Here is a 26,427-nt window from a genome sequence, read left to right as displayed (position 1 = left end):
GTGGCAGTTCTCGAAGCCCAGGACCTGACCCTCAAATACGACCAGCGCTGCGTCGTGGACGGGCTCAGCGTCCGGATCCCCGAAGGAAAGGTGACCATGATCGTGGGCGCCAACGCCTGCGGAAAATCCACTCTGCTCCGCGGCCTGTCCCGGCTCCTGAAGCCCGCTGCCGGCACGGTGGCCCTGGACGGCAAGGACATCCACACCCGCCCGGCCCGGGAGCTGGCCCGTACCTTGGGCCTCTTGCCCCAGCACCCCACCGCTCCGGACGGCATCACCGTGCGCGACTTGGTGGGCCGGGGCCGCTACCCGCACCAGGGCTTCTTCCGCAGCTGGAGCGAAAAGGACGACGCCGCGGTGCAGCGCGCGCTGGAAACCACCGGAACGCTGGAGCTTGCCGGGCGCGACGTGGACGAGCTCTCCGGCGGGCAGCGGCAGCGGGCCTGGATCGCGATGGCGCTGGCGCAGGAAACCGAGGTCCTGCTGCTGGACGAGCCCACCACCTACCTCGACCTGGCTCACCAGGTGGAGGTCCTGGACCTGGTGACGGACCTGAACCGCACCCGCGGCACCACAGTGGCCATCGTCCTGCACGACCTCAACCTCGCTGCACGGTACGCGGACAATGTCATCGCCATGAAGGACGGTGCGGTAGTGGCCATGGGTTTACCGGCTGAGGTGGTGACCGAAGGCCTGGTCCGTGACGTGTTCGGTTTGGACAGCAGTGTCATCCCCGATCCCGTTTCCGGTACCCCACTCATCATTCCCATTGGCCGCCACCACGCCACGGCCAACGAACTGGAGCTCATCCCGTGAGAACCCGCGAAACCGCAGCAGCCCAGCCAATCGCCGCGCAGCCGGTGTCGGCCCAGCCCATGAGCCTGGCTTTCGAGGTCACAGTCTCCGCCGTCCGGCAGCTCAGCCCCACGTTCCGGAGGATCACGTTCGGCGGCTACTCGTTGCGGGACTTCGGCGTTCATGGGGAGACGCGGGACCTGCGGATCAAGCTCGTGATTCCGTCGCTGGCCGCGGACGGCACACCCCTGCCGCTCCCAGCCTTCCAGACGAGTGATGCCGGCTGGTACCGGAACTGGCTGGCGATGGATCCGGATCTGCGCGGCTCGATGCGCACCTACACCGTCCGGGAAGCCCGGCTGGACGGGGTGTACCCGGAGATCGACGTCGACTTCGTGATGCACGTGGACGGGGACGAGCTGGCCGGGCCGGCCGCGGGTTGGGCATGGAACGCCCAGCCCGGCGACGCACTGACCATCATCGGCCCCAACAACCGGGCCGCGCACTGCATCACGGCGGAAACCTACTCCGGCATCGAGTGGCGCCCGGGCCTGGCCCAGCGCATCCTGCTCGCCGGCGACGAAACAGCCGTCCCGGCCATCTCCGCCATCCTCGAAACCCTCCCGTCATACATGAGCGGCCACGCGTTCCTGGAGGTTCCACAGGCGGGCGACTTCCTGGAACTCAGCTCTCCGGCCGACATCGAGATCACGTGGCTGGCCCGCGGTGCCGCTATCGGCAGGTCCCGGCCGCACGGTCAGCTGCTGCAGGAGGCGGTCCGCAAAGCCGTCCCCGTGCCCGGCTGGGTGGGCATCAAAGTGGACGACGGCGGCGCAGGGCCCGAGCCCGAAGACGTCAACGTCGATGAAGACATCCTGTGGGAGACACCCGCCCGCCTGGGCACCGAGGGGATCAGCGCCACCAGGAACCCCCACCTGCCGGCCGGCGCACTGCCCTTCTACGCCTGGATCGCGGGCGAAGCCGCCGTCATCAAGGACCTCCGCCGGTACCTTGTCCGGGACGTAGGGATTGACCGAAAGCAGGTGGCGTTCATGGGTTACTGGCGGCAGGGCAAGGCCGAGGGGTAGCCTGTGCCTCCCGCTTGGTGCGGCGGGAGGCACATCCTCTGCGTGCTCGCTCGTTCCTCGCTTAGACGCACGCTGCCGGATGTCCCTCCCGCCGCCCTGGCCGGAACGTTCCCTTACCCTCGGTCTTCCCTGCGACGCCCGCTCACTTTTGGTGGGCCAAACCGAAACGCCCGCTCACTTACTGTTCATCCCGGCGTCGTACTTCCTTTTCCTTCCGCCGTTACGTTGGGGCGGTGCCTGAATCCTTGCTTCCTGATTCCGGGCGGCGGGTGTTTGTTGCCCTTGGGGACTCGTTTACCGAAGGGGTGGGGGACCGGGATGAGCGGTTGCCCAACGGGGTGCGGGGCTGGGCCGACCGGGTGGCCGAGAAACTTGCCAAGGCGCAGCCCGGGTGGAGATACGCCAACCTGGCCATCAGGAGCAAGCGCCTGCGGCACATCATCGTTGAGCAGCTGGAACCCGCACTGCGGATGCGGCCCACACTGGTCACCCTGTACGCCGGCGGCAATGACATCCTGGACCTGAAAACGGACATGCCCGCGCTCATGGAGGCGTACGAGCAGCTGGTCGCGAGACTCGCCGGCACGGGTGCGGTTCTTGTCCTCTTCACCGGTTTCGACGTCAAGGTGTCCGCGCTGCTGGAGCCGCTGAAGAAGCGCAACACCTACTACAACCAGCGGGTTCGGGAGATTGCGGAGAAATACGGGGCCGTACTGGTGGACTACTGGTGCCTGGACGCGTTCCACGACCGCCGGATGTGGGATTCGGACCGGCTCCACATGTCCAGAGCCGGGCACAAATACCTGGCGGGCCAAGTTCTGGACCAGTTGGGCGTTCCGCACAAGATCAAGCCCAAGGACTGGGAACCGCCGCCCAGGCTGGGGCTGCGCGAATGGGAGCGGCGGCAACGGCGCTGGGTCCACGACTGGGTCCTGCCGCTCTTTGGCCGCAAGCTCCGCGGCGTCACGCTGGGGGACACGCTCACCCCGCGCTGGCCGCAGCCGGTGAGGGTGCCGCGGAAAGGCGGACTGAAGAAGCTGGCCGCAGAAGAATACGACGGCGGGACGGCGCCTTAGGCGGTAGGCGCGGGCGGGGTGTCCAGCAGGATTTCGTACCCGGAGGCCACCCGGCCGGCGTGGAACTCCATCACTTCGAAGTCGGCAACACCGTTGGTGTAAAACGGATCCTGCGCCAGGCTCGCATCGAGGGTTTCCCGTTCGGCCTGCGAGAGGAGCAGCCCTCCGGTCCGGGGAATCTTTCGGCCGGCGGCGATGAACACGCCGTCGTCGAACGCCTTCTGCAGCCAGGCGATGTGGGCGTCGTTGTGGAAGTCGACAATCTCCTGGGGCACGCGGTAGGTGAGGGAGACAACATACATGCGGCAAGCCTACCGGGGCCGGAGCGGCTGGTTGAAAGATCAATCGTAGAATGGGGACCATGACCGAACCCCGCTGGCTGACCGCTGACGAACGCCGCGCCTGGCTGGCACTGGTGAGCATCAACACCCTGCTGCCGGCGGCCCTGGACACCAGGCTGCACGCTGCGGGGAAGCTGTCCCTCTTCGACTACACCGTGCTGGCCATGCTCTCCGAAGCGGAGGACCGGTTCCTGCCCATGAGCGAACTCGCTGCCCGCAGCAGCGCGTCGCTGTCCCGCCTTTCGCACGTGGTCACCAAGCTGCAGAAGCGGGGCTGGGTGGAACGCCGTCCGCACCCCTCCGATGCCAGGGTGACCACCGCGCACCTCACCGAGGAAGGCATGGCCACTATCGTGGGGCTGGCTCCAACCCACGTGGAGGACGTCCGGGACCTGTTCCTCGACGCCCTGACTGAGCAGGATGTGCTGGACCTGGCCCGCATCGGCGAAAAAGTGGTGGGCCGGCTGGACACGGACCATTGGATTCTTCGCGAAAAGCCGGCCTGACCCGGGCAGACGCCGGTCGATTGGTTGCTTCTGGCAACGGATGGCAAACTAGCCGCATGGATTTCACTTCCCGGTTCGTGGCACTTGGCGACTCCTTCACGGAGGGTGTTGGTGACGACGATCCCACACGCCCCAACGGTGTCCGCGGCTGGGCAGACCGCGTAGCTGAACAGCTCTGCGCCGCCGATCCCAACTTCGGTTACGCCAATCTCGCCATCCGGGGTAGGAAACTCCGCCAAATCCTGGCAGAGCAGGTGGACGCCGCCGTCGAACTTAACCCCACCCTGGTGACCATCTACGCCGGTGCCAACGACATCCTGCGTCCCAAAGTGGACATCGACGACCTCCTGGCGGAATACAACGACGCCGTCGGAAAGTTGTCTGCAACCGGCGCCACCGTGGTGATGTTCACCGGATTCGATGCCCGGGGTTCAAAGGTTTTCGGCACCATGCGCGGCCGCACGGCCATCTACAACGAGCTGGTCCGGGGGATTGCGGGGGACCATGGCGCCCTGTTGGTGGACTACTGGCGCTTCAGCGAGTACTACGACTGGGGCATGTGGGGGCACGACCGGATGCACATGTCCGCCGCCGGCCACGGCAACATGGCCAAGCGCGTCCTTGAGGTCCTCAAATACGACCACTCCATCGACGTCCCGCCCATGACGCCCGTCCCGGAGCTGAGCCGTTCCGAAGCCATCCGCGCCAACGCCCAGTGGTTCCGTGAGTATGCAGCGCCGTGGGTGGTCCGCCGCGTCACCGGCAAGTCATCCGGGGACAACCTGCAGCCCAAGTACCCGCAGTTCACCCGGCTGTAGCGGGAATACCGGCCAACCGCCCAACCCGCGTCAGGAGGGCTGAAAGCCCGGCGTGGCCAGCATGGAGCCGTCGGCCCGGATGGCCATCACAGCAACATCCCACCCGACCGCGGCGCGGTTCAGCATGCGCGTCCCGCCGGCGACGATTGCGGTGGCCAGGACATCGGCGGTAACGATGTCCGCGGCTGCCACGGTGACCTGGACGAATTCGCCGCCGTTTCCCACCCGCCAGATGTGCTCGCCGCGTTCGGCAGAGCCGGATGTGGCTATTGCCGCGTGGCGGCTGTTCCCGCCCAGCGGATAACCGGTGATCAGGGTGCGGCGGTCCGCGGGATCCACGACGCCGGCCTTCCACGGCTGCGTTCTTTCGGGATGCGGCGAGCCGCTCACCAGGACGTCGCCGCCGGCGTTGAGGCACCAGTCCCGCCGGCCCAGGGCCAGCAGCGACGTTCCTGCCTCGCGGATGGCATGGCCCTTGACGATCCCGGACAGGTCCAGCACGCCGTCAGGCCTTTCCGGGGTGAAGGCGCCTTCCGTGCGGAGCCGCCATTCATGCGCCTCGGCGTACCGTTCGCGCATCTGCGCCGGGGCCTGCGGAAGCTTCAGGTCACCCCGGGCCAGTTTGCTGGCCTCCGAATCGGGGCGGTACAGGCTGAACGTTTCGTCCAGGTCCCGGAAAAGGCATTCGACGACGGCGGTGGCGGCGCCCAGCTCATCGAACCCCGGCTGCCCTTCCGCGGGGGAGTCCACGGGCATGGTGAGCCCGATGACGGTTCCCATGCACTGAAAAGTGCGCGCCTTCAATGTGCTGGTCGCCGTCCGGGGGTCAGAGGTTTGCTGCATCGATGGCTGCCTGGAGTGAGGTCAGGTACGCGTCGCTGGTGATGGTGGCGCCGCTGACGGTTTGGACATTTGCCGACTGTGCCGCGAGGACCTTGCTGCGAAGCAGGGGAGCCGCGCGGTTGCTGATCTGGATGGACTTGCCGTCGGTATTGGTGAGCTGGAGGGCTGTGACATCCGTGATTTTCCCGTTGGCCACCGTGATCTGGACCTGCACGGGACCGAACCGGGTCTGCACCGTGTTGCCCTTGTAGGTGCCGGCGGCCGAGGAGTTCGAGGACCCGGAGGAGCCGGACGACCCTGAGGTACCTGAGGAGCTGGACGGGCCGGCGGCTCCGGAAGTGCCGGCGGTGCCCGAAGACCTGGACGTTCCCGGGCCGGACGAGCCTGTACCCGTCGAACCCGTGGTGCCTGCCGCCGTCGTACTCGATGCGACGGTGCTGATGCCGCCTGCCTGCGTGCCCGTCTGCCAACCCGCCAGGAGGATCCCGGCGGAGGCCAGGGCCGCTGCAATTGTTCCGCGTATTTTCACCAGTCAAACCTTTCGTGATGGATCTGTTCCTCGGGGACGCCGGCCTTCCCGGCGTCCGCTATGACGTTGGCCGCCCACACCGCCGGGCCGCAGACGTAGACGTCCGCATCCGCGATGTCCGGCACGTAGGAGGTGAGGCTGTAACCGCTCCGGACGGCGTCCTCGGGAAGCCACGTGGACGTGGTGCGGGAGCGTTGTCCCGTGAGGTGGAAGAGCCGGACGCCGCGGGCCTGGCAGAGGTCGAGGATCTCGCTGCTGAGATACAGCTCCTGGTCTGTACGGCCGCGGAGCAGGACCGTCGCCTCGCCGGGTGCAAAAGGCGTGGTTTCCAGCAATGCCCGCAGGGGCGTGATGCCAATCCCGGCGCCGATCATCACTACCTTGTTCCTGGTCCGGGCAGCTGTGCTGAGCAGGCCGTAAGGGCCCTCCAGTGCCACTTTGGTTCCCTTCCGCAGCCGGAGGAGCTGGGCGGAGCCATTGCCAAGGTTGCGGACCGTCACCCGCAGGGTCCCCTGGCCGTCCGGGCCGTTGAAGACGGGTTCGGCGGACAGGCTGAAGGGGTGGGGATGCCACCACATGCCCGGGGAGAGGAAGCGCCAGATGAAGAAGCGTCCGCCCGTTCCAGCCAGCTGGTCAAGCTTCCGGCCCCGCATCACAATGTTCACCACGCCTGGTGCCACGGGCTCAACGCGGGCCACGGTCAGCTGGTGCCGTGCCGATGCCAGTACCGGCTCCAGGATGCGGAAGTACACCAGGGCCGTACCGGTGTAGATGCAGATGGCAAGCCAGTACCAGCGCTGCCACGTCCCGGCCGCAAAGAGGCCCCCCACGCTGAACTGGTGCGGGATCGAGGTGGCAACGGCCGCGTACGTCAACAGGTGGACCACGTACCAGAACTCGTAGGGGAAGCGGCGGCGGACAGCCACCAGCGACGTCACCACGACGGCGATAAACAGCGCCATGGAGACGAAGGCCAGCCACATGTCGGGCACCTGCAACCACAGGTTGATGGACTCGCTGACCGGATCCAGTCCTTCTGCCATGCCATACCCGATGGCCAGCAGCACGCCGTGTGCCAGCAGCAGGTAGAGGGAGGGTTTCCCCAGTTTTCGGTGGAACTCCAGCGCGCGGTCGTGACCGATGGTGCGGTCAATGAAGGGGACCCTTGCGGCCAGGAGCAGCATGAGCAGGACCAGGTCCATGCCCGCCAGTCCCGCCACGATCCCTGCCGCCGTGAACAAAGAGGCGGGCGACGTGATGTCGGTGGCCCCGCCGTCGGCAAGCCAAAGGGCGATTGCCGCGGCGACGGACGCCCAGGCGATGACAGTCAGGAGATCCGTCCGCAGCATGCGCTGGCGGTGTTGCCGGGAGAACCAGCCGCGGGCGGGGCTCTTTGTGGTCGGTGATAGCTCCGGGCGGCCGGAGCTGCTTGCAGCCGGTGATGCCGGCAGGAGCTGCGTGTTCATGCATCCAACATGCTGGGCGAAGCTATGCCGCTGCTGTGAAAAGGGGCAACCGCGGGCTGTGACCTTGGACGGCGGCGGCGCCCTTATACACCCGATTGGTCTTTAATTGCGTCAACTCGTAGACTTGGTAGGCGCTAAGTGCGCGGAGCGTGCGCAATTGCTCCGGTTGCCCGGTAATTTTCTCCAGGGTGGCCGGTAGTTAGGGGCTCAAGTTGCGTAACTAACCGTTGCCCGTACATTCTGTGGGTCGCCTTAGCAGCATGGTCCAGCAGCAGATATGCGGATCATTACTTTCAATTCTTGAGGAGAAGTCATGGCAGCACACTGCCAAGTGACCGGGGCCGAGCCGGGCTTTGGGCACAGCATTTCGCACTCGCACCGCCGCAACAAGCGTCGGTTCGATCCGAACATTCAGAAGAAGCGCTACTGGGTTCCGTCCCTGCGCCGTAATGTCACGCTGCAGGTTTCTGCAAAGGGCATCAAGACCATCGACGTACGCGGCATCGACGTTGTCGTCGCCGACATTCTGGCTCGCGGGGTGAAGCTCTAGTGGCTAAGGACAAGGACGTACGTCCCATCATCAAGCTCAAGTCGACCGCGGGCACGGGTTACACCTACGTAACCCGCAAGAACCGTCGTAACGATCCTGACCGCATGGTCCTGAAGAAGTACGACCCCAAGATCCGCCAGCACGTCGAATTCCGAGAGGAGCGCTAAACATGGCTAAGAAGTCCAAGATTGCTCGCAACGAGCAGCGCAAGGTCATCGTTGAGCGTTACGCTGCAAAGCGCCTCGAGCTGAAGAAGACCCTGGTTGACGAAAACGCAACCGACGAAGCACGCGAAGCAGCCCGCCTGGGCCTGCAGAAGCTGCCCCGCAACGCGTCCCCGATCCGTCTGCGTAACCGCGACATCATCGACGGCCGCCCCCGTGGCACCTTCCAGAAGTTCGGCATCTCCCGTGTTCGCTTCCGCGACATGGCACACAAGGGCGAACTCCCGGGCATCACCAAGTCATCCTGGTAATCCAGCACCGCTGATACCAGCTGCTTGAGAAGGGCCGGCAACCTTAGGGTTGCCGGCCCTTCTGCGTTTAAGTTCCTCCCCTGCGCGCTGGGAGCGCCACGTTGGCGCTGTGCCGGAGACCACAGACGGGAATCACGACGGCGGCAGGCAGCCTGGGCGGCACAATGGCCCGTCCTGCCGCGCGATTCCGGGGTTTTCACCGCTTCCGGACGACGGTTTGCGGTGGGCCCCGAGTCCGTGTATTGTTTTCTAAGTCGCCGCGGGGGAGACAGTGAAGAACTGATCACCACGGGCGGCCAAAACCCCCAAAAATCAAAGCCAAAATCTGGTTGCTCTTTAGGGCGCTGGAAACTGGTGGGGAACCGACCTCCACATCGATGAGAATCCTGAAAGACGGATTTGCGTCGGATGCGGGGATCGGGTAAGTTTGAAAAGTTGCTCCGGAGCGATCCTGAACGTTGGTTTGGGTGGTGCCGGGTGTGTCTGTTGTTTGAGAACTCAATAGTGTGCCAAGTTTGTTGATACCGATTATGTAATGTGATTGGTTGATTGTGCTGTGCCGCCACCCCGTGGTGTGCATGGTGTTTTTGGCTGGTTTCAAATTTTGTGCAGCCGTGGTCGCCGTTATTTCCGGTGGTTGTGGTTGTGTCTGTTTGTTTTCAACGGAGAGTTTGATCCTGGCTCAGGATGAACGCTGGCGGCGTGCTTAACACATGCAAGTCGAACGATGATGCCAGCTTGCTGGTGGATTAGTGGCGAACGGGTGAGTAACACGTGAGTAACCTGCCCTTGACTCTGGGATAAGCCTGGGAAACTGGGTCTAATACCGGATATGACTGATCATCGCATGGTGGTTGGTGGAAAGCTTTTGTGGTTTTGGATGGACTCGCGGCCTATCAGCTTGTTGGTGGGGTAATGGCCTACCAAGGCGACGACGGGTAGCCGGCCTGAGAGGGTGACCGGCCACACTGGGACTGAGACACGGCCCAGACTCCTACGGGAGGCAGCAGTGGGGAATATTGCACAATGGGCGAAAGCCTGATGCAGCGACGCCGCGTGAGGGATGACGGCCTTCGGGTTGTAAACCTCTTTCAGTAGGGAAGAAGCGTAAGTGACGGTACCTGCAGAAGAAGCGCCGGCTAACTACGTGCCAGCAGCCGCGGTAATACGTAGGGCGCAAGCGTTATCCGGAATTATTGGGCGTAAAGAGCTCGTAGGCGGTTTGTCGCGTCTGCCGTGAAAGTCCGGGGCTCAACTCCGGATCTGCGGTGGGTACGGGCAGACTAGAGTGATGTAGGGGAGACTGGAATTCCTGGTGTAGCGGTGAAATGCGCAGATATCAGGAGGAACACCGATGGCGAAGGCAGGTCTCTGGGCATTAACTGACGCTGAGGAGCGAAAGCATGGGGAGCGAACAGGATTAGATACCCTGGTAGTCCATGCCGTAAACGTTGGGCACTAGGTGTGGGGGACATTCCACGTTTTCCGCGCCGTAGCTAACGCATTAAGTGCCCCGCCTGGGGAGTACGGCCGCAAGGCTAAAACTCAAAGGAATTGACGGGGGCCCGCACAAGCGGCGGAGCATGCGGATTAATTCGATGCAACGCGAAGAACCTTACCAAGGCTTGACATGAACCAGACCGGGCTGGAAACAGTCCTTCCCCTTTGGGGTTGGTTTACAGGTGGTGCATGGTTGTCGTCAGCTCGTGTCGTGAGATGTTGGGTTAAGTCCCGCAACGAGCGCAACCCTCGTTCCATGTTGCCAGCGGGTAGTGCCGGGGACTCATGGGAGACTGCCGGGGTCAACTCGGAGGAAGGTGGGGACGACGTCAAATCATCATGCCCCTTATGTCTTGGGCTTCACGCATGCTACAATGGCCGGTACAAAGGGTTGCGATACTGTGAGGTGGAGCTAATCCCAAAAAGCCGGTCTCAGTTCGGATTGGGGTCTGCAACTCGACCCCATGAAGTCGGAGTCGCTAGTAATCGCAGATCAGCAACGCTGCGGTGAATACGTTCCCGGGCCTTGTACACACCGCCCGTCAAGTCACGAAAGTTGGTAACACCCGAAGCCGGTGGCCTAACCCCTTGTGGGAGGGAGCTGTCGAAGGTGGGACTGGCGATTGGGACTAAGTCGTAACAAGGTAGCCGTACCGGAAGGTGCGGCTGGATCACCTCCTTTCTAAGGAGCACCTACAATGATCCGTCGCCAATGCATGTTGGTGGTGGGTGTGTTGTCAGGAGTAAAGGCCCGTTGCACGGACGACTGTTCCGTGGCGGGTGCTCAAGGGTGGAATATCAACAAATAGCGGCTGTCTGGTCTTTTGGTCTTCTTTAGTACGAACCCTGGTGGTTCTGGAACGGTGGGCCGGGGGGTTTCCGGGTGGTTTAGTGTTTGGCACACTGTTGGGTCCTGAGGCAACAGGGCCGGGGAGTTTTCCCGGGTTTGTTTGTTTCTGGTTTCCCTGCCATGACGTTCCTGCACGTGTTTGACTCCTTTTTTTGGGGGTTTGTGTGTGGGGTGTGTGGTGTGGGGTTGTTGTTTGAGAACTACATAGTGGACGCGAGCATCTTGTATAAGAAGCAATTTCCAAGATTATGAACCTGGATCTGGTTCGTGTGCCTTTGGGTGCGCGGGACAGTTTCTGTGGTTCTCTCGAAAATGTTTTTGATCTTTGTGGTCAAGTTTTTAAGAGCACACGGTGGATGCCTTGGCATTAGGAGCCGAAGAAGGACGTAGGAATCTGCGATAAGCCTGGGGGAGTCGATAACCGGACTGTGATCCCAGGGTGTCCGAATGGGGAAACCCCGCCAGGGGCGTGAGTTGCCTGGTGACCCGTACCTGAACACATAGGGTGCGTGGGGGGAACGCGGGGAAGTGAAACATCTCAGTACCCGCAGGAAGAGAAAACAATAGTGATTCCGTTAGTAGTGGCGAGCGAACGCGGATCAGGCTAAACCGTTCCATGTGTGATAGCCGGCGGGCGTTGCATGGTCGGGGTTGTGGGACTTTCCATACCAGTTCTGCCGGGCTGGTGGGGTGTGATGTGCGCGCATAGGTGAACGGTTTTGAAAGGCCGGCCAGAGAGGGTGTTAGTCCCGTAACCGTAATGTGTTTGTACCGCCTGTGAGAGTATCCCAAGTAGTACGGGGCCCGAGAAATCCCGTGCGAATCTGTCAGGACCACCTGATAAGCCTAAATACTACCTAATGACCGATAGCGGACCAGTACCGTGAGGGAAAGGTGAAAAGTACCCCGGGAGGGGAGTGAAACAGTACCTGAAACCGTGTGCTTACAATCCGTCGGAGCCAGTCTGATTCTGGTGACGGCGTGCCTTTTGAAGAATGAGCCTGCGAGTTAGTGTTACGTCGCGAGGTTAACCCGTGTGGGGCAGCCGTAGCGAAAGCGAGTCTGAATAGGGCGTGTGAGTGGCGTGATCTAGACCCGAAGCGAAGTGATCTACCCATGGCCAGGTTGAAGCGACGGTAAGACGTCGTGGAGGACCGAACCCACTTCAGTTGAAAATGGAGGGGATGAGCTGTGGGTAGGGGTGAAAGGCCAATCAAACTTCGTGATAGCTGGTTCTCCCCGAAATGCATTTAGGTGCAGCGTTGCGTGTTTCTTGCTGGAGGTAGAGCTACTGGATGGCTAATGGGCCCTACAAGGTTACTGACGTCAGCCAAACTCCGAATGCCGGTAAGTGAGAGCGCAGCAGTGAGACTGTGGGGGATAAGCTTCATAGTCGAGAGGGAAACAGCCCAGACCACCAACTAAGGCCCCTAAGCGTGTGCTAAGTGGGAAAGGATGTGGAGTTGCCCAGACAACCAGGAGGTTGGCTTAGAAGCAGCCACCCTTAAAAGAGTGCGTAATAGCTCACTGGTCAAGTGATTCCGCGCCGACAATGTAGCGGGGCTCAAGTACACCGCCGAAGTTGTGGCATTCACATGTTGTCCTAGCCTTCGTGGTTCAGGAGTGTGGATGGGTAGGGGAGCGTCGTGTGGGCGGTGAAGCTGCGGTGTAAACCAGTGGTGGAGCCTACACGAGTGAGAATGCAGGCATGAGTAGCGAAAGACGGGTGAGAAACCCGTCCGCCGAATGATCAAGGGTTCCAGGGTCAAGCTAATCTGCCCTGGGTAAGTCGGGACCTAAGGCGAGGCCGACAGGCGTAGTCGATGGACAACGGGTTGATATTCCCGTACCGGCGAAAAACCGCCCATGCTGAGCGGGGGATACTAACTGCCCGAAACCTGCCTGACACCCCTTGTGGGTGAAGGGTTTTGGTGGAGCGCAGGACCTGATCCCGGGAGGCAAGCGTATTAACAGGTGTGACGCAGGAAGGTAGCCGAGCCGGGCGATGGTTGTCCCGGTCTAAGGATGTAGGGCGAATGGTAGGCAAATCCGCCATTCATATGGCCTGAGATCTGATGGGACCCCCGTATGGGGGGATTTGGTGATCCTATGCTGCCGAGAAAAGCATCGACGCGAGGTTTTAGCCGCCCGTACCCCAAACCGACACAGGTGATCAGGTAGAGAATACCAAGGCGATCGAGAGAATTATGGTTAAGGAACTCGGCAAAATGCCCCCGTAACTTCGGGAGAAGGGGGGCCCCAACCTTGAACACCACATTGCTGGTGGGAGGGGATCGGGGCCGCAGAGACCAGGGGGAAGCGACTGTTTACTAAAAACACAGGTCCGTGCGAAGTCGCAAGACGATGTATACGGACTGACTCCTGCCCGGTGCTGGAAGGTTAAGAGGACCGGTTAGCCGTAAGGCGAAGCTGAGAATTTAAGCCCCAGTAAACGGCGGTGGTAACTATAACCATCCTAAGGTAGCGAAATTCCTTGTCGGGTAAGTTCCGACCTGCACGAATGGAGTAACGACTTCCCCGCTGTCTCAACCATAAACTCGGCGAAATTGCAGTACGAGTAAAGATGCTCGTTACGCGCAGCAGGACGGAAAGACCCCGAGACCTTTACTATAGTTTGGTATTGGTGTTCGGAGTGGCTTGTGTAGGATAGGTGGGAGACGTTGAAGCCCGGACGCCAGTTCGGGTGGAGTCATCGTTGAAATACCACTCTGGTCACTTTGGACATCTAACTTCGGCCCGTAATCCGGGTCAGGGACAGTGCCTGATGGGTAGTTTAACTGGGGCGGTTGCCTCCTAAAAAGTAACGGAGGCGCCCAAAGGTTCCCTCAGCCTGGTTGGCAATCAGGTGTCGAGTGTAAGTGCACAAGGGAGCTTGACTGTGAGAGAGACATCTCGAGCAGGGACGAAAGTCGGGACTAGTGATCCGGCGGTACATTGTGGAATGGCCGTCGCTCAACGGATAAAAGGTACCTCGGGGATAACAGGCTGATCTTGCCCAAGAGTCCATATCGACGGCATGGTTTGGCACCTCGATGTCGGCTCGTCGCATCCTGGGGCTGGAGTAGGTCCCAAGGGTTGGGCTGTTCGCCCATTAAAGCGGTACGCGAGCTGGGTTTAGAACGTCGTGAGACAGTTCGGTCCCTATCCGCTGCGCGCGCAGGAAATTTGAGAAGGGCTGTCCTTAGTACGAGAGGACCGGGACGGACGAACCTCTGGTGTGTCAGTTGTACTGCCAAGTGCACCGCTGATTAGCTACGTTCGGATGGGATAACCGCTGAAAGCATCTAAGCGGGAAGCTCGCTTCAAGATGAGATTTCCATACACCCTCGGGTGTGAGAGGCCCCCAGCCAGACCACTGGGTTGATAGGCTGGATGTGGAAGCGAGGACTAACGACTCGTGAAGCTGACCGGTACTAATAGGCCAACAACTTACACCACACAGAACATACAAAACTCTGCTTGCGTCCACTATGTGGTTCCCAACCAACAACCCCCAACACCCGGGGTCGATGGCACGGAACCAACAACTACATACAACAACACCACCAATGTTGTAACCACAGTCTTCCCACCCCCGGCAACACCTAAGGGGTTCGGGTGAAAAGGTTACGGCGGTCATAGCGTGGGGGAAACGCCCGGTCCCATTCCGAACCCGGAAGCTAAGACCCACAGCGCCGATGGTACTGCACCCGGGAGGGTGTGGGAGAGTAGGTCACCGCCGGAACATCATTAACTGGTCGAGGCCCCAACCACACGGTTGGGGCCTCCCACATTTAACAACCAAAAAGGGTACCGGGGACGCTTAGACTTACCGGTTATGACCCCCCGAAGCTCCGGCCCCGCGCCCAAGCGCGCCACCATCCTGGACGTGGCGGCGGCAGCAGGCGTATCACGCCAAACCGTGACCCGAGCCATGAACGGTATGACAGGCATCAGCCAGGAGACCAGGGAACGGGTCCAGAAGCTCGCGGCAGAGCTGGGCTACACCCCCAGCCGCTTCGCAAAGGGATTGGTCCAGGGCGCCCGGATCTCTGTCGGCCTCGCCATCCCCGATCTGACCAACCCTTATTTCCCTGCCTTTGCCTCCAGCGTGGTGGAGGCGGCCACCTCCCGCGGGTGGAATGTGGTGGTGGACGACTACGGCCACGGCAGCGGAAGCGCGGTGGACGCTGCCGCCCGGCTGGCACCCCAGGTGGACGCGCTGATTGGCTACCTCGCGCCCCATCCCGACGAAGCCCAGGACATCATGGGCCGCCGCCCCGTCGTCGCACTTGACTCGCCAAACGCGGGCACGGCCGGCGGAATTGCTTTTGATTTCCACCACGCAGCCCGGCTCGGGCTCACGCACCTGGTGTCCCGGGGCTGCCGTAACATCGCCTTCCTGGACTCCGACCAGGGAGGCCCGCCCAGCAGCCGCAGCGCCGCCGCAGCAGCTGTGGCGGCTGGCGCCGGCATGCAGCTCACCCGCCTCCAGGCCGCGCCATCCGCGGACGGGGCGAGGCTGGCCATAGCTGGCCTCGGACCGGCCGGCGGCGGAGGGCCCGACGGCATTCTCGCTTTCAATGACCTCATGGCCGCAGGAGTGCTGAAGGCCCTGCAGGAAGCAGGCGTAGCTGTTCCCGGCGACTGTGCGGTCATGGGCATGGACGGAATACCGCTGGGCGAACTCTTGACGCCCGAGCTGACCACCCTGTCGCTGGACCTCCGCGCGGTGGGCCGGGCCGCCGTCGGACTCCTGGACGGGTTGCTGTCCGGCTCAATCGCGGAGCGCAGCCCTGCCGCCTACCTGACCCTTCAGCACCAGCTGGTTCTCCGGCAATCCGCCTGACCCCTACTCAAATGACGCGCAAAGCGATAAGCTCTTGCTGCGCCTACGTGAACGTTCACGCAGCGGCCCCGGTCAACGTCCCAAGCAAGGAAACCACATGTCTGTGCACCTCCCCGCCGCTACCGCCGGCGTCCACTCCGGCAGGGCAACCGCAGGCGCTTCCCGCAACCTCGAGCTAGGCAGCGAGGACGTCGCCGAACTCGCCTCACTGGAACCAGGCCGGGGCAGCCTTCCCGCGCGGGCCTACCTGGCGTCGGATGCAGCGCGGGTCTCGCTGAACGGTGAGTGGCAGTTCCGGCTGAGCCCGGGAATCCGGACAGCCCCCAAAGACGGATGGCAGCAGGGAAAAGATCTGGATGGCTTCACCACCCTTCCCGTCCCATCCAGCTGGAACATGCACGGCCACGGGTCACCGGCCTACACCAATGTCCAGTTCCCGTTCCCGGTGGAACCGCCCCATGTGCCGGACGCCAACCCGATCGGTGACCACGTGGTGACCTTTCACGCAGGCCCGGAGTTCTTCCCGCATGCGCTCCTGCGGTTCGACGGCATCGACAATGCCGGAACCGTATGGCTGAACGGAGTGGAGCTTGGTACCACCCGGGGTAGCCGGCTGGCCCACGAGTTCGACGTCTCGGGGGTCCTTGTTGAAGGCACCAACACGTTGGCCGTGAGGGTGGCCCAGTTCTCCGCCGCAAGTTACGTGGAGGACCAGGACATGTGGTGGCTCCCCGGGATCTTCCGGGACGTGACACTCCAGGCCCGGCCGGCGGACGGCATCGATGACGTCTTTGTCCACGCAGGCTATGACCCGGGCACGGGCGAAGGCGTGCTCCGCATTGAGGTGACCCGAGCCGGGCAGCCGGTTGACGCCGTCGTACGTGTTCCGGAACTTGGCCTTGAACTGCTGTCGGGCACCGAGCAGCGCATTCCCGCCGTGGAACCCTGGTCCGCGGAAGTCCCCCGCCTCTACGATGCAACGGCCAGCACGCCCGGCGAGACGGTTTCGCTGCAGCTGGGCTTCCGGAGCATCACCATCGAAGACGCCCAGTTCAAGGTGAACGGCCGCCGCATCCTGCTGCGCGGCGTGAACCGCCATGAGCACCATCCCCGGCTGGGCCGTGCCGTGCCCCGGGAGGTCATGGAATCGGAACTGCGGCTGATGAAACAGCACAACATCAATGCCATCCGGACTTCGCACTACCCGCCGCACCCCGATTTCCTGGCGCTGGCGGACCAGCTGGGTTTCTACGTGGTCCTTGAATGCGACCTCGAAACCCATGGCTTCCACAGTGCCGGGTGGGCGCAGAACCCCAGCGATGACCCGCGGTGGGAAGGTGCGCTGCTGGACCGGATGCAGCGGACGGTGGAGCGCGACAAGAACCACCCGTCCGTGATCATGTGGTCGCTGGGCAACGAGGCGGGCACCGGGCGGAACCTCGCGGCCATGTCCCGCTGGACCAAGGACAGGGACCCGTCCCGGCCCATCCACTACGAAGGCGACTGGTCCTCGCCCGATGTGGATGTCTACTCCCGGATGTATGCCAGCCAGGCCGAGACGGCGCTCATCGGCCAGGGCATCGAACCGCCGCTGGAGGACGCCGGACTCGACGCGCGCCGCCGCGCCATGCCGTTCGTGCTGTGCGAATACGTGCACGCCATGGGCAACGGGCCGGGCGGCATGAGCGAGTACCAGGAGCTGTTCGAAAAGTACCCGCGACTCATGGGCGGCTTCGTCTGGGAGTGGCTGGAGCACGGGATCACGGTGCCTTCTCCGGGAGGCGGTGAGCATTTCGCATACGGCGGGGACTTCGGCGAAGAGGTCCACGATGGAAACTTCGTCACCGACGGGCTGGTGGACGCCAACCGGAAACCCCGTCCTGGACTCCTGGACTTCAAGAAGGTGGTTGAACCGCTGCATATCGACGTCTCGCCGTCCTGGACAGGCTTCACTGTCCGGAACGGGCAGGATTTCGCGGACACCTCAGCCTTCCGCTTCCAGTACAAGGTGGAGGCCGGCGGCGTGATACAGCGTGAGGGATCGGTGGCCATCGCCCCGCTGGCACCTCAGTCCCAGGCTGCTGTGGAGTTGCCGGCGGAGGTTGGAGAGTTTGCGGCGGGGCTGTCGGAGGACTCCGACGCCATACTCACCGTCAGTGCCGTGCTGGCCGCAGACACCGCCTGGGCCGGTGACGGCCACGAGATCGCCTGGGGGCAGGGGGCCCGCTTCGCTCCTCCGGGTGCGGGGGTGCCGGCCCGCGACTTCGTGGAGGTGGGAGACGAGGAGCTGCGGCTCGGCACTGCGGTATTCGACCGGGCCACGGGGATGCCCACCTCGATTGCCGGGCTGCCTGTTGAGAAACTCGCCTTGGTCCTGTGGTGGCCGCCGACCGACAACGACCTTGGGCGCGAATGGGGCGGCGCGGACCCCCGCCCGCTTGCCACCCAATGGCAGGACGCAGGACTCCACCGGTTGCACCCCCGCCTGCTGGGAATCAGTGCGGAGTCAACGGACGACGGCGGTGAGCACCTTCGCGTGAGCACGCGCGTCGCCGCGGCGGACAAGCAGTTTGGGGTACTGGTGGACTACCTGTGGACCAGCAGTGACGGTTCGCTGGCACTCCGGACGCAGGTCAAACCTGTAGGAGACTGGGTCAACGCGGGCTTCGACGTCGAGTGGGCCCGGATCGGGCTGGAGCTCATTCTGGGGGCGGAGACAGGCTCTGTGGGATGGCTGGGCCAAGGTCCGCATCAGAGTTACCCGGACACCGGCCAGGGCGCACGTCTGGGATGGTTCGAATCGACTCCCGCCGGCCTGGATGTTGACTACGTCCGCCCCCAAGAGTCGGGCGCCCGGTCCGGCGTGCGGTCCGCCGTCCTGCAGACCGGGGGTAGGCAGCTGCGACTTTCCGGCGAGCCGTTTGCCCTGACGGTTCGGCCCTATGGCCTGGACGTGCTTGCCGCTGCGAACCACAGGCCTGACCTCGCGCCGGACGGCCGCACTTACATTTACTTGGACCACGCCTTGAGGGGCGTGGGGACCGCGGCCTGTGGACCCGGGGTGCTGGAGCCCTACCGACTGAAGCCGCGGGAGGCTGACTTCGAGGTAGTCCTGCGCGTGGAGTAAGAAACCCGTCCGGATGTGACCCACTCCATAGAAGCCGTTCTCCTGCTCTGTTCGCATGCCAGGCCTGGTGTTTGCCGCCGAAAACCCCGCCATTCCGGGGTTTACGGCGGTACCTTGGGTTCTTTCTACCCGATTTGCGGTGGGGGTTGTGTGGGGGTATTGTTTTCTGAGTCGCCGCCGCTGAAGCGGAAAGATAGCGGCCAACCCCCCTTTTTTGAACGGCCTGGAAATGGTTCGCTTTTGTGGCGTGCTGTGTGGGTGGGGGCTGATTCTGGTGGTTTTGGACGCGGGAACGTGGTTTGCAAAGCCGGGCCGGATCGGGTAAGTTTGAAAAGTTGCTCCGGAGCGATCCTGAACGTTGGTTTGGGTGGTGCCGGGTGTGTCTGTTGTTTGAGAACTCAATAGTGTGCCAAGTTTGTTGATACCGATTATGTAATGTGATTGGTTGATTGTGCTGTGCCGCCACCCCGTGGTGTGCATGGTGTTTTTGGCTGGTTTCAAATTTTGTGCAGCCGTGGTCGCCGTTATTTCCGGTGGTTGTGGTTGTGTCTGTTTGTTTTCAACGGAGAGTTTGATCCTGGCTCAGGATGAACGCTGGCGGCGTGCTTAACACATGCAAGTCGAACGATGATGCCAGCTTGCTGGTGGATTAGTGGCGAACGGGTGAGTAACACGTGAGTAACCTGCCCTTGACTCTGGGATAAGCCTGGGAAACTGGGTCTAATACCGGATATGACTGATCATCGCATGGTGGTTGGTGGAAAGCTTTTGTGGTTTTGGATGGACTCGCGGCCTATCAGCTTGTTGGTGGGGTAATGGCCTACCAAGGCGACGACGGGTAGCCGGCCTGAGAGGGTGACCGGCCACACTGGGACTGAGACACGGCCCAGACTCCTACGGGAGGCAGCAGTGGGGAATATTGCACAATGGGCGAAAGCCTGATGCAGCGACGCCGCGTGAGGGATGACGGCCTTCGGGTTGTAAACCTCTTTCAGTAGGGAAGAAGCGTAAGTGACGGTACCTGCAGAAGAAGCGCCGGCTAACTACGTGCCAGCAGCCGCGGTAATACGTAGGGCGCAAGCGTTATCCGGAATTATTGGGCGTAAAGAGCTCGTAGGCGGTTTGTCGCGTCTGCCGTGAAAGTCCGGGGCTCAACTCCGGATCTGCGGTGGGTACGGGCAGACTAGAGTGATGTAGGGGAGACTGGAATTCCTGGTGTAGCGGTGAAATGCGCAGATATCAGGAGGAACACCGATGGCGAAGGCAGGTCTCTGGGCATTAACTGACGCTGAGGAGCGAAAGCATGGGGAGCGAACAGGATTAGATACCCTGGTAGTCCATGCCGTAAACGTTGGGCACTAGGTGTGGGGGACATTCCACGTTTTCCGCGCCGTAGCTAACGCATTAAGTGCCCCGCCTGGGGAGTACGGCCGCAAGGCTAAAACTCAAAGGAATTGACGGGGGCCCGCACAAGCGGCGGAGCATGCGGATTAATTCGATGCAACGCGAAGAACCTTACCAAGGCTTGACATGAACCAGACCGGGCTGGAAACAGTCCTTCCCCTTTGGGGTTGGTTTACAGGTGGTGCATGGTTGTCGTCAGCTCGTGTCGTGAGATGTTGGGTTAAGTCCCGCAACGAGCGCAACCCTCGTTCCATGTTGCCAGCGGGTAGTGCCGGGGACTCATGGGAGACTGCCGGGGTCAACTCGGAGGAAGGTGGGGACGACGTCAAATCATCATGCCCCTTATGTCTTGGGCTTCACGCATGCTACAATGGCCGGTACAAAGGGTTGCGATACTGTGAGGTGGAGCTAATCCCAAAAAGCCGGTCTCAGTTCGGATTGGGGTCTGCAACTCGACCCCATGAAGTCGGAGTCGCTAGTAATCGCAGATCAGCAACGCTGCGGTGAATACGTTCCCGGGCCTTGTACACACCGCCCGTCAAGTCACGAAAGTTGGTAACACCCGAAGCCGGTGGCCTAACCCCTTGTGGGAGGGAGCTGTCGAAGGTGGGACTGGCGATTGGGACTAAGTCGTAACAAGGTAGCCGTACCGGAAGGTGCGGCTGGATCACCTCCTTTCTAAGGAGCACCTACAATGATCCGTCGCCAATGCATGTTGGTGGTGGGTGTGTTGTCAGGAGTAAAGGCCCGTTGCACGGACGACTGTTCCGTGGCGGGTGCTCAAGGGTGGAATATCAACAAATAGCGGCTGTCTGGTCTTTTGGTCTTCTTTAGTACGAACCCTGGTGGTTCTGGAACGGTGGGCCGGGGGGTTTCCGGGTGGTTTAGTGTTTGGCACACTGTTGGGTCCTGAGGCAACAGGGCCGGGGAGTTTTCCCGGGTTTGTTTGTTTCTGGTTTCCCTGCCATGACGTTCCTGCACGTGTTTGACTCCTTTTTTTGGGGGTTTGTGTGTGGGGTGTGTGGTGTGGGGTTGTTGTTTGAGAACTACATAGTGGACGCGAGCATCTTGTATAAGAAGCAATTTCCAAGATTATGAACCTGGATCTGGTTCGTGTGCCTTTGGGTGCGCGGGACAGTTTCTGTGGTTCTCTCGAAAATGTTTTTGATCTTTGTGGTCAAGTTTTTAAGAGCACACGGTGGATGCCTTGGCATTAGGAGCCGAAGAAGGACGTAGGAATCTGCGATAAGCCTGGGGGAGTCGATAACCGGACTGTGATCCCAGGGTGTCCGAATGGGGAAACCCCGCCAGGGGCGTGAGTTGCCTGGTGACCCGTACCTGAACACATAGGGTGCGTGGGGGGAACGCGGGGAAGTGAAACATCTCAGTACCCGCAGGAAGAGAAAACAATAGTGATTCCGTTAGTAGTGGCGAGCGAACGCGGATCAGGCTAAACCGTTCCATGTGTGATAGCCGGCGGGCGTTGCATGGTCGGGGTTGTGGGACTTTCCATACCAGTTCTGCCGGGCTGGTGGGGTGTGATGTGCGCGCATAGGTGAACGGTTTTGAAAGGCCGGCCAGAGAGGGTGTTAGTCCCGTAACCGTAATGTGTTTGTACCGCCTGTGAGAGTATCCCAAGTAGTACGGGGCCCGAGAAATCCCGTGCGAATCTGTCAGGACCACCTGATAAGCCTAAATACTACCTAATGACCGATAGCGGACCAGTACCGTGAGGGAAAGGTGAAAAGTACCCCGGGAGGGGAGTGAAACAGTACCTGAAACCGTGTGCTTACAATCCGTCGGAGCCAGTCTGATTCTGGTGACGGCGTGCCTTTTGAAGAATGAGCCTGCGAGTTAGTGTTACGTCGCGAGGTTAACCCGTGTGGGGCAGCCGTAGCGAAAGCGAGTCTGAATAGGGCGTGTGAGTGGCGTGATCTAGACCCGAAGCGAAGTGATCTACCCATGGCCAGGTTGAAGCGACGGTAAGACGTCGTGGAGGACCGAACCCACTTCAGTTGAAAATGGAGGGGATGAGCTGTGGGTAGGGGTGAAAGGCCAATCAAACTTCGTGATAGCTGGTTCTCCCCGAAATGCATTTAGGTGCAGCGTTGCGTGTTTCTTGCTGGAGGTAGAGCTACTGGATGGCTAATGGGCCCTACAAGGTTACTGACGTCAGCCAAACTCCGAATGCCGGTAAGTGAGAGCGCAGCAGTGAGACTGTGGGGGATAAGCTTCATAGTCGAGAGGGAAACAGCCCAGACCACCAACTAAGGCCCCTAAGCGTGTGCTAAGTGGGAAAGGATGTGGAGTTGCCCAGACAACCAGGAGGTTGGCTTAGAAGCAGCCACCCTTAAAAGAGTGCGTAATAGCTCACTGGTCAAGTGATTCCGCGCCGACAATGTAGCGGGGCTCAAGTACACCGCCGAAGTTGTGGCATTCACATGTTGTCCTAGCCTTCGTGGTTCAGGAGTGTGGATGGGTAGGGGAGCGTCGTGTGGGCGGTGAAGCTGCGGTGTAAACCAGTGGTGGAGCCTACACGAGTGAGAATGCAGGCATGAGTAGCGAAAGACGGGTGAGAAACCCGTCCGCCGAATGATCAAGGGTTCCAGGGTCAAGCTAATCTGCCCTGGGTAAGTCGGGACCTAAGGCGAGGCCGACAGGCGTAGTCGATGGACAACGGGTTGATATTCCCGTACCGGCGAAAAACCGCCCATGCTGAGCGGGGGATACTAACTGCCCGAAACCTGCCTGACACCCCTTGTGGGTGAAGGGTTTTGGTGGAGCGCAGGACCTGATCCCGGGAGGCAAGCGTATTAACAGGTGTGACGCAGGAAGGTAGCCGAGCCGGGCGATGGTTGTCCCGGTCTAAGGATGTAGGGCGAATGGTAGGCAAATCCGCCATTCATATGGCCTGAGATCTGATGGGACCCCCGTATGGGGGGATTTGGTGATCCTATGCTGCCGAGAAAAGCATCGACGCGAGGTTTTAGCCGCCCGTACCCCAAACCGACACAGGTGATCAGGTAGAGAATACCAAGGCGATCGAGAGAATTATGGTTAAGGAACTCGGCAAAATGCCCCCGTAACTTCGGGAGAAGGGGGGCCCCAACCTTGAACACCACATTGCTGGTGGGAGGGGATCGGGGCCGCAGAGACCAGGGGGAAGCGACTGTTTACTAAAAACACAGGTCCGTGCGAAGTCGCAAGACGATGTATACGGACTGACTCCTGCCCGGTGCTGGAAGGTTAAGAGGACCGGTTAGCCGTAAGGCGAAGCTGAGAATTTAAGCCCCAGTAAACGGCGGTGGTAACTATAACCATCCTAAGGTAGCGAAATTCCTTGTCGGGTAAGTTCCGACCTGCACGAATGGAGTAACGACTTCCCCGCTGTCTCAACCATAAACTCGGCGAAATTGCAGTACGAGTAAAGATGCTCGTTACGCGCAGCAGGACGGAAAGACCCCGAGACCTTTACTATAGTTTGGTATTGGTGTTCGGAGTGGCTTGTGTAGGATAGGTGGGAGACGTTGAAGCCCGGACGCCAGTTCGGGTGGAGTCATCGTTGAAATACCACTCTGGTCACTTTGGACATCTAACTTCGGCCCGTAATCCGGGTCAGGGACAGTGCCTGATGGGTAGTTTAACTGGGGCGGTTGCCTCCTAAAAAGTAACGGAGGCGCCCAAAGGTTCCCTCAGCCTGGTTGGCAATCAGGTGTCGAGTGTAAGTGCACAAGGGAGCTTGACTGTGAGAGAGACATCTCGAGCAGGGACGAAAGTCGGGACTAGTGATCCGGCGGTACATTGTGGAATGGCCGTCGCTCAACGGATAAAAGGTACCTCGGGGATAACAGGCTGATCTTGCCCAAGAGTCCATATCGACGGCATGGTTTGGCACCTCGATGTCGGCTCGTCGCATCCTGGGGCTGGAGTAGGTCCCAAGGGTTGGGCTGTTCGCCCATTAAAGCGGTACGCGAGCTGGGTTTAGAACGTCGTGAGACAGTTCGGTCCCTATCCGCTGCGCGCGCAGGAAATTTGAGAAGGGCTGTCCTTAGTACGAGAGGACCGGGACGGACGAACCTCTGGTGTGTCAGTTGTACTGCCAAGTGCACCGCTGATTAGCTACGTTCGGATGGGATAACCGCTGAAAGCATCTAAGCGGGAAGCTCGCTTCAAGATGAGATTTCCATACACCCTCGGGTGTGAGAGGCCCCCAGCCAGACCACTGGGTTGATAGGCCGGATGTGGAAGCGAGGACTAACGACTCGTGAAGCTGACCGGTACTAATAGGCCAACAACTTACACCACACAGAACATACAAAACTCTGCTTGCGTCCACTATGTGGTTCCCAACCAACAACCCCCAACACCCGGGGTCGATGGCACGGAACCAACAACTACATACAACAACACCACCAATGTTGTAACCACAGTCTTCCCACCCCCGGCAACACCCAAGGGGTTCGGGTGAAAAGGTTACGGCGGTCATAGCGTGGGGGAAACGCCCGGTCCCATTCCGAACCCGGAAGCTAAGACCCACAGCGCCGATGGTACTGCACCCGGGAGGGTGTGGGAGAGTAGGTCACCGCCGGAACAACTATTAACTGGTCGAGGCCCCAACCACACGGTTGGGGCCTCCCACATTTAACAACCAAAAAGGGTACCGGGGCCGGCCCCCAGAAACCCGGCTCTTCGCGGTTGATGGGGAATTGAGTTCGTGTCGTTGAAGACAAAGGGGCCCGTGGCCCTGTTGGGATGAGTGTGTCTAAGCATTCAACCTGGAACAGGACCACGAGCCTTGAACGAGCCTACCGGGGTCGCAGCCGATGCTGCCACCATCCTCTTCAACCTGCCCGACTACCGTGTCATCTCCACGACCATGTCCGCTGGCCGCCGTCAGGTCATCGTCGAAACTGACGCGCTACCGGGCTGCCCGAGCTGTGGGGTCATTGCCTCCCGGCGGAAGGAACGCCGCCTTCAACGGCTCCGCGATATTCCCGTCGCCGGGCCGGTGGACGTGCTCTGGTCCAAGTACCGCTGGTACTGCGAAGAGTCAGCGTGCGACCGGCTCTCGTTCTTCGAATCCACGCCGCAAGTGCCGCGCCGTGCCCGGTCGACGAGCCGGCTGCGGGACCAGCTCGTGGACGCGGTCATTCGCTCCGGCAGGGCTTTCTCGGAGACAGCTGCCGGCTTCGCCGTGTCCTGGTGGATGGTCCGGGCTGCGGTGACCGAGGCCTGCCTGCTGCGGCTGCCCGACGTGGACAAGCTCAGTCCGCGGATGCTGGGCATTGATGAACACCGGTTCCGGTCCGTGCGCTACTTCCAGGACCCGACCACGAAGGCGTGGACACGGTTCGAGCCGTGGATGACAACCATCGTGGATCTGGAGACCGGCCAAGTCCTCGGCGTGGTCGACGGCCGAGACCACAAGGGCGTCGGGGACTGGCTGTTCGCCCGGCCCCTGCAGTGGCGGCTGGCCGTGCAGGTCGTCGCAATCGACCCCTCCGCGGCGTTCCGCAAAGCCTTACGGATGTGGCTTCCCCGCACTGCTGTCGCCGTCGATCACTTCCACCTGATCTCGCTGGCCAACCAGGCAATGACTGAGACCAGGCAGAACCTCTCCCAACAGGTCAAGGGCCGCCGCGGCAGGGCCATCGACAAGGCCTGGGCCCACCGCATGCTCCTGCTGCGCGGCGGTGACACCCTCACGTGTAGGGCCGCCCTCCGACTCGAGGAAGTGTTCGCCCTGGACGATCCAACCGGCACCCTCCAGGCCGTCTGGAAGGTCAAGGAACAACTCCGCGCCCTGTTGCGCACCGGCTCCCTGGAGGACGCCGCGGCGGCCAAGCAGGTACTCGAGGAGCTGGTCAAGGAAGCCGCACGGCCGGAGACGAACAGGCTGTACCGTACAGTCTGCCGGTGGTGGAAGGAGATCGAGGTGCTGATCATTACCGGCGCCACGACAGGCAAGGTCGAGGCGAACAACACCGCAATCAAGAACATCAAACGAACCGCCCGCGGGTACCGCAACGCCGCCAACTACAAATCGGTTATTCTCTTGAGAAGTGCCGTCAGGACGGCGGCATGACGCTCATTCCAGGGATCCATTTCCCCACGAACCGCGAAGAGCCAGAAACCCAAGCTCACCTCCGGCGGGTAAAACACCAACCCCCGCTCACCTTTGACGGCTCTTCACGGTTCGTGGTGAATGTT

At 61.3% G+C, this 26,427-nt stretch carries 15 protein-coding genes and 6 rRNA genes; 17 read left to right on the top strand and 4 right to left on the bottom strand.

Annotated features, from left to right (window positions below):
- The 3 genes from LFT49_RS20110 (at window position 1) to LFT49_RS20100 (ending at window position 2,959) form a co-directional block, all read left to right on the top strand.
- Window positions 1-816 (top strand): ABC transporter ATP-binding protein, encoded by an 816-nt coding sequence (locus tag LFT49_RS20110; protein WP_237429213.1) that lies wholly within the window; start codon window positions 1-3, stop codon window positions 814-816.
- 59 nt (window positions 817-875) lie between these two features.
- Entirely contained in the window at window positions 876-1,883 is a 1,008-nt protein-coding gene (locus LFT49_RS20105) for a siderophore-interacting protein (protein ID WP_237430563.1), read from the top strand.
- Window positions 1,884-2,116: 233 nt separating this feature from the next.
- A complete protein-coding gene (locus LFT49_RS20100; RefSeq protein ID WP_237429212.1) occupies window positions 2,117-2,959 on the top strand; it encodes an SGNH/GDSL hydrolase family protein in 843 nt (280 codons plus the stop codon).
- Here LFT49_RS20100 and LFT49_RS20095 read toward each other — a convergent pair.
- Window positions 2,956-3,261, bottom strand: a complete 306-nt coding sequence (locus tag LFT49_RS20095; RefSeq protein WP_236800196.1) for a YciI family protein — start codon at window positions 3,259-3,261, stop codon at window positions 2,956-2,958. The two genes, LFT49_RS20100 and LFT49_RS20095, sit on opposite strands and share 4 nt — an antisense overlap.
- A gap of 59 nt (window positions 3,262-3,320) precedes the next feature.
- Between LFT49_RS20095 and LFT49_RS20090 the strand changes: the two genes are divergently transcribed.
- Together LFT49_RS20090 and LFT49_RS20085 are read left to right on the top strand one after the other, a co-directional pair.
- Window positions 3,321-3,806, top strand: a complete 486-nt coding sequence (locus tag LFT49_RS20090; RefSeq protein WP_236800195.1) for a MarR family winged helix-turn-helix transcriptional regulator — start codon at window positions 3,321-3,323, stop codon at window positions 3,804-3,806.
- A gap of 56 nt (window positions 3,807-3,862) precedes the next feature.
- Window positions 3,863-4,624: an SGNH/GDSL hydrolase family protein gene (locus LFT49_RS20085; RefSeq protein ID WP_237429211.1), complete on the top strand. Its 762-nt coding sequence runs from the start codon at window positions 3,863-3,865 to the stop codon at window positions 4,622-4,624.
- Window positions 4,625-4,654: 30 nt separating this feature from the next.
- Here LFT49_RS20085 and LFT49_RS20080 read toward each other — a convergent pair whose 3' ends face one another.
- Genes LFT49_RS20080 through LFT49_RS20070 form a run of 3 tightly spaced genes read right to left on the bottom strand, consistent with a single transcriptional unit; the run spans window position 4,655 to window position 7,462 of the window.
- On the bottom strand, window positions 4,655-5,404 hold the full coding sequence (locus LFT49_RS20080; protein WP_236800193.1) for an FAD:protein FMN transferase: 750 nt from the start codon (window positions 5,402-5,404) through the stop codon (window positions 4,655-4,657).
- 46 nt (window positions 5,405-5,450) lie between these two features.
- The gene (locus tag LFT49_RS20075) at window positions 5,451-5,996 is read right to left on the bottom strand and encodes an FMN-binding protein (protein ID WP_237429210.1); all 546 of its coding nucleotides are present in this window, start codon (window positions 5,994-5,996) and stop codon (window positions 5,451-5,453) included.
- A complete protein-coding gene (locus tag LFT49_RS20070; protein WP_237429209.1) occupies window positions 5,993-7,462 on the bottom strand; it encodes a ferredoxin reductase family protein in 1,470 nt (489 codons plus the stop codon). The genes LFT49_RS20075 and LFT49_RS20070 overlap by 4 nt, the downstream gene beginning before the upstream one ends.
- A gap of 313 nt (window positions 7,463-7,775) precedes the next feature.
- Between LFT49_RS20070 and rpmB the strand changes: the two genes are divergently transcribed.
- The 12 genes from rpmB to LFT49_RS20010 all read left to right on the top strand — a co-directional run bounded on the left by rpmB (window position 7,776) and on the right by LFT49_RS20010 (window position 26,302).
- A complete protein-coding gene (rpmB, locus tag LFT49_RS20065) occupies window positions 7,776-8,012 on the top strand; it encodes a 50S ribosomal protein L28 (RefSeq protein WP_003798559.1) in 237 nt (78 codons plus the stop codon).
- A complete protein-coding gene (rpmG, locus tag LFT49_RS20060; protein WP_013602737.1) occupies window positions 8,012-8,179 on the top strand; it encodes a 50S ribosomal protein L33 in 168 nt (55 codons plus the stop codon). The genes rpmB and rpmG overlap by 1 nt, the downstream gene beginning before the upstream one ends.
- Window positions 8,180-8,181: 2 nt before the next feature.
- Window positions 8,182-8,487, top strand: a complete 306-nt coding sequence (gene rpsN / locus LFT49_RS20055; protein WP_009358853.1) for a 30S ribosomal protein S14 — start codon at window positions 8,182-8,184, stop codon at window positions 8,485-8,487.
- Window positions 8,488-9,146: 659 nt separating this feature from the next.
- A 16S ribosomal RNA gene (locus LFT49_RS20050) occupies window positions 9,147-10,669 on the top strand.
- A gap of 497 nt (window positions 10,670-11,166) precedes the next feature.
- Window positions 11,167-14,296: ribosomal RNA gene (locus LFT49_RS20045) — 23S ribosomal RNA — on the top strand.
- A 169-nt stretch (window positions 14,297-14,465) separates the two neighbouring features.
- Window positions 14,466-14,582: ribosomal RNA gene (gene rrf / locus LFT49_RS20040) — 5S ribosomal RNA — on the top strand.
- The 16S, 23S and 5S rRNA genes sit together here, the layout of an rRNA operon.
- 93 nt (window positions 14,583-14,675) lie before the next feature.
- A complete protein-coding gene (locus tag LFT49_RS20035; RefSeq protein ID WP_237429208.1) occupies window positions 14,676-15,686 on the top strand; it encodes a LacI family DNA-binding transcriptional regulator in 1,011 nt (336 codons plus the stop codon).
- A 97-nt stretch (window positions 15,687-15,783) separates the two neighbouring features.
- Window positions 15,784-18,813 (top strand): glycoside hydrolase family 2 TIM barrel-domain containing protein, encoded by a 3,030-nt coding sequence (locus LFT49_RS20030; protein ID WP_237429207.1) that lies wholly within the window; start codon window positions 15,784-15,786, stop codon window positions 18,811-18,813.
- Window positions 18,814-19,372: 559 nt separating this feature from the next.
- Window positions 19,373-20,895: ribosomal RNA gene (locus tag LFT49_RS20025) — 16S ribosomal RNA — on the top strand.
- 497 nt (window positions 20,896-21,392) lie between these two features.
- Window positions 21,393-24,522, top strand: a 23S ribosomal RNA gene (locus LFT49_RS20020).
- Window positions 24,523-24,691: 169 nt separating this feature from the next.
- Window positions 24,692-24,808 (top strand): 5S ribosomal RNA (gene rrf / locus LFT49_RS20015).
- Window positions 24,809-25,012: 204 nt separating this feature from the next.
- Window positions 25,013-26,302 (top strand): ISL3 family transposase, encoded by a 1,290-nt coding sequence (locus tag LFT49_RS20010; protein WP_237429206.1) that lies wholly within the window; start codon window positions 25,013-25,015, stop codon window positions 26,300-26,302.
- The last annotated feature ends 125 nt before the right edge of the window (window positions 26,303-26,427 follow it).

This window comes from Arthrobacter sp. FW306-06-A (assembly GCF_021870055.1).
Lineage (GTDB): Bacteria > Actinomycetota > Actinomycetes > Actinomycetales > Micrococcaceae > Arthrobacter.
This window is presented reverse-complemented; position numbering and strand designations above follow the sequence as displayed.